This window comes from Pedobacter sp. (genome assembly GCF_035317785.1).
Lineage (GTDB): Bacteria > Bacteroidota > Bacteroidia > Sphingobacteriales > Sphingobacteriaceae > Pedobacter.
The window spans coordinates 1-4,650 of record NZ_DATHGC010000304.1 but is presented as its reverse complement, the minus strand read 5'-3'; the positions used below and the strand labels follow the sequence as shown (position 1 = coordinate 4,650).

4 protein-coding genes and 1 pseudogene are annotated in these 4,650 nt (G+C 46.9%); 4 read left to right on the top strand and 1 reads right to left on the bottom strand.

Features of this window, described 5'->3' with window-relative positions; translation table 11 throughout:
- The 3 genes from VK541_RS19075 to VK541_RS19065 all read left to right on the top strand — a co-directional run.
- A partial coding sequence (locus VK541_RS19075; protein WP_324372002.1) for a LytTR family DNA-binding domain-containing protein occupies positions 1 to 733 on the top strand: 733 nt, incomplete at its 5' end.
- On the top strand, positions 733 to 2,658 hold the full coding sequence (locus tag VK541_RS19070) for a M1 family metallopeptidase (RefSeq protein WP_324372001.1): 1,926 nt from the start codon (positions 733 to 735) through the stop codon (positions 2,656 to 2,658). The genes VK541_RS19075 and VK541_RS19070, both read left to right, overlap by 1 nt.
- Before the next feature lie 103 nt (positions 2,659 to 2,761).
- Entirely contained in the window at positions 2,762 to 3,016 is a 255-nt protein-coding gene (locus VK541_RS19065) for a hypothetical protein (protein WP_324372000.1), read from the top strand.
- A gap of 17 nt (positions 3,017 to 3,033) precedes the next feature.
- On the opposite strand, the gene VK541_RS19060 is transcribed toward VK541_RS19065, so the two are convergent.
- Positions 3,034 to 3,885 (bottom strand): DMT family transporter, encoded by an 852-nt coding sequence (locus tag VK541_RS19060; RefSeq protein WP_324371999.1) that lies wholly within the window; start codon positions 3,883 to 3,885, stop codon positions 3,034 to 3,036.
- 109 nt (positions 3,886 to 3,994) lie between these two features.
- Here VK541_RS19060 and VK541_RS19055 point away from each other — a divergent pair.
- Positions 3,995 to 4,650: pseudogene (locus VK541_RS19055) on the top strand (DUF763 domain-containing protein); the annotation flags it as partial.

Sequence of the window (4,650 nt, the reverse complement as noted above, 5' to 3'; positions counted from 1 at the left end):
CGCCTTCTTTGCCTACGAAAAAAGATACCTCATCCATAAAGCCAACCTGCCTTATTTTTTACTCTGCGTCATCGGACGGGTAGTGATGCTGGTGGCTATTGCTTATCTCAACATTCAATATTTCCTGCCAAAATACTTTTTGCAAAAGCAATACCTGCATTATTTTCTGCTGGTCCTGCTTTCCGTTGCCGGTTATATGGTTGCCCAGAGCCTTTTTGACTATTTCCTGTACGGCTATGTGATCGGGCCTATGCGCAACAGTAACCTGCTGGAAACCATGTCCTACAACTTCTTTAGTACGATATGGTACCTGGCACTGATGGTAGCAGTAAAGCTGAGCATCGACTGGTACGAGCTGCAAAGCAAGCCTGTCCAGACTCCGGAAAACCTGCCCGAATTCGTATTCGTAAAAAGCGGCACCCAAAAGATAAAAATATACTACGATGAAGTAACCCATATAGAAGGATTAAAAGACTATGCCATAGCACATACCACCGCCAATCAGAAAATAGTGATCAAAGGCTCCGTTAAATACATGAGTGAAATATTTCCTGAGGCGCTGTTCATCAGGGTGCACAAATCTTTCATTGTATCCAAAGACAAGATCAGGCAGATTGAAAAGAACAAGATCATCATCAACGAACACCAGATCCCGATAGGGAGAAGTTACAAGGAAGAGCTGGGAAGACATTTATTAAATAGTAACTTCGCCATCACTAAACTTGTTGACTGATGAAATTACTGAAAAAGCTAAGCGTTCTGGCTCCTTTGTTAGTGGCTCCGGCCATCATCTTATTGTCCTGCAATCCATCCCCTAAAGATAAAACGATGTCTGGTGCCATTCCTGTGCTCAATGACCCGCATTCCTTCGCAAAACCGGAACTGGCCGTTGCTGAGCACCTGGACCTGGACATTAAAGTAGATTTTGAGCATCAGCAGGTCAGCGGAAGAGCTTCCTGGAAGATCAGCAATAAAGCAAAAGGAAAGGAAATCATCTTTGACAACAGCGGGCTGAACATCAGCAAGATCACCCTTGGTGGCAGAGGAGAGGGAAGCGGATCTGAAGAGCAGGAGACCACTTTTACCGTGGATAAAGATGTCAAATATCTCGGAACAGGCCTGCATGTGGCCATTGCGCCCGCAACCAAACAGGTAAATATTTATTATTCAAGCGGCAAAGACGCCGGCGCACTGCAATGGCTCAATCCTCAGCAAACCGCAGGAAAGAAACACCCGTATTTATTTACCCAGTCCGAAAGTATCGCGGCACGCAGCTGGATCCCCTGCCAGGACAGCCCCGGAATCAGGTTTACTTATAATGCCAAAGTCAGTGTTCCCAAAGAACTGCTGGCGTTGATGAGTGCAGAGAACCCGCAAAAAAAGAATACTACAGGTGTTTATGAGTTCAAACAGGTGCATCCCATCCCGTCTTATCTTTTGGCTTTGGCCGTTGGCGATATTGCTTTTAAGGCGGTGGATTCCCGGACCGGCGTCTATGCCGAGCCCTCGGCAATGAACAAATCAATCTATGAATTTGCTGATATGGGCAAAATGGTGGATGCGGCAGAAAAACTATATGGCCCCTATAGGTGGGGAAGGTACGATCTGCTCATCCTGCCGCCCAGTTTTCCTTTTGGCGGAATGGAAAACCCCAACCTGAACTTTATCACCCCGACCATCATTGCGGGTGACCGCTCGCTGGTGAGCATCATCTGCCATGAGCTGGCCCACAGCTGGAGCGGCAACCTGGTCACCAATGCCAGTTGGAATGATTTCTGGCTCAATGAAGGCTTTACCAACTATTTTGAGCGCCGGATAGACGAGACGCTTTACGGCAAAGAAGAAGCTGAGATTCAGGAAGAATTTGGTAAGCAGGCGCTGGAAGCCGCAATAAAAGATATGGGTGCAGACAACAAAGACACCCGGCTAAAAGCGGATTTTACCGGCCGCAGTGCCGATGAAGGCACCAATGACATTGCTTATGAAAAAGGATATTTCTTCCTGCGGACTATTGAAGCGATTGTGGGAAGAGCGAAGTTTGATCCCTTCCTGAGGAGCTGGTTTGACAGCCACGCCTTTCAATCGGTCAGTACCGAACAGTTCGTTGCTTTCCTCAACGAAAGTCTTATAAAAGGAGATGCGGCACTGGAAAAGAAGATCGGCATTAAAGACTGGATCTATGGAACAGGAGTGCCTGCTAATGTAGTCTATCCTAAAAACCTCTGGAGCAAAGACGGGAAGTTCACTAAAATTGAAGCCCTTGCAGCTGGGTTTTATAAAAATAAACTGGATACCTCAGCGCTGAAACAAGAAGTGGCCACGAGCAATGAAAAGCGGTTCTTTATCAGCAGGTTAAAATCTCCGCTTTCTCTTGCACAAATGGCTTTTTTAGATAAGGAATTTAAATTTACAGCCTCCAACAATACCGATATCCAGCTGGCCTGGTATACGCTGGCCATTAAATATGGCTATACTACAGCTGATCAAAGGATAAAAGATTACCTGATAGAAAACGGCAGAATGTGGCACATCATCCCGCTGTACAAGGAAATGATGAACACACCTGAAGGATTAAAAAAAGCCAAAGAGATCTACAAAGAGGCCAGGCCAAACTACCATCCCATGACCTATAAAGCTATAGACGAGCTGCTTAAGTAAGTGTTTGTAAATATATTTTGATGCTGCTGTATCAAATCGTGTGTATTCAACGTCTAATAGGTAATAGACTTGTTACACATAACCAGAATCTAAATATTTAATCATGGAATTAACACACCCATATCAGGAAAATATACAGCATCAGGATGCAAACTCACAATTCTTAGTGGTAAAAAGCGATGATGCCCAGCGCATAGAGGCCCTTTCTTTATTGTTTCCCCGTTTGAGCAGTATGATCAGGAATAACAAAGGCAAAAACCTGGTACTCAATTTTCGCGATGAACAGCAGCGCTCACTCATTGTGATGATCGTTTCTGAAACGGAAAATGAAGCGGCACTGATCCAGATGGCCAGCTAACGGTTCATTCTGTATAGCTAAAGGTTCTTTTTGTTTTTAGTAAGTGTAGCGCCCGCGCTGGCGATGACCACCAGCGCTACAGCCATCCATTCATAGAAAGACAAGCGCTCGTGCAGAAAAATCAATCCGCAGATGGCGGCTACCGCGGGTTCCAGACTCATCAGAATACTAAAGGTCTGCGCCGGTATTTTCCGCATGGCATTCATTTCCAGTGTAAACGGAATGGCGCTTGACAGCAGGGCCAGGGCAGTACCGCTCAGGATCATGATGGGCGTAAAATTGCCCAATGCACCGCTGGCGATTCCAAATGGCAGCACGATCATGGTTGCGAAGATCATCCCTATAGTTACCGCCTGGCCGCCATCCATTATTTTTGAGGTCCGTCTGCCCACCACGATGTATCCTGCCCAAAACCCACCTGCCAGCAAAGCCAGCAACGCACCGACAAGATCTATACTTTTCTCATTCCATGGCGCAATAAAAGCGATCCCGGCTGCCGCCAGCAATACCCATAAAAATTCAATAATGCGCCTCGATCCCGCCACAGCAAGAAGCAACGGCCCGATGAATTCCAGTGTCACCGCCAAACCCAATGGTATGCGCTCAAGCGACATGTAAAAGATCACATTCATAGCACCAAGGCAGAGCCCATAGGGGATTACAGCTTTCCATTGGGCTTTGGTCAGCCTTTTTAGATTTGGTCTGTTCACTGCCAAAAGGATGAGTGCAGACAAGCCAATCCTCACAGATGCAGTGCCCGTAGCGCCTAAAACGGGAAATAACCCTTTGGCAATTGCAGCCCCGGCCTGTACGCTAACAATAGCGCCCAATACGGCGGGCAAAGGAGGGATGTTGATCTTGCTTTTCATTGGGGATGCTCAATTTATTGGAGCCGCAAAGCTAAAACTTTGAGTTTGGAAAACCTCGGTACTTTATATTTTATTGCAAAAGGCGTAGGTATTTGCTAAATTTGTTAGTATGAAAAGATCGGGTTCTGCTGATTTACCCTTGCATTATGGCTATGTACCCAAATGGCTGGCCGAGCGCATGGCTAAACTGGGCTTTGCGATCACAGAAGCCATCGTTGCGGAATACGGCACTTCAGAAGTGCTGCGCAGGCTAAGTGATCCCTTTTGGTTTCAAAGCTTAGGTGCAGTGATGGGTATGGACTGGCATTCCTCCGGAATTACCACTTCAGTAATGGGCGCGTTAAAATCAGCCATCAATCCGCACTACCGCGATCTGGGGATTTATATCTGCGGCGGCAAAGGCGCGAAATCCAGAAATACACCTGATGAGTTGCTCAGGTTTGGCGAACGGACCGGATTAAACGGAACTGAACTGGTGCGCTGCAGCAAACTGAGCGCTAAGGTGGACAATACCGCTATCCAGGATGGCTTCAGTTGTATACCCATAGCTTCATTGTGGACACCAGCGGGCTTTGGACAGTAGTACAGCAGGGCATGAGGCAGGGGAGTTCAACAGCACGGAGATACCACTGGCATTCTTCAGCGTTGAAATCATTTGTAGAGGAGCCACATACCGGAATTTGTGGCGTAAACCAGGGAAAGATCCTGAACCTGGTCGCCTCCGGATCTGCACCGGCAAGAGGATCAGTATTGGAAATGACCACA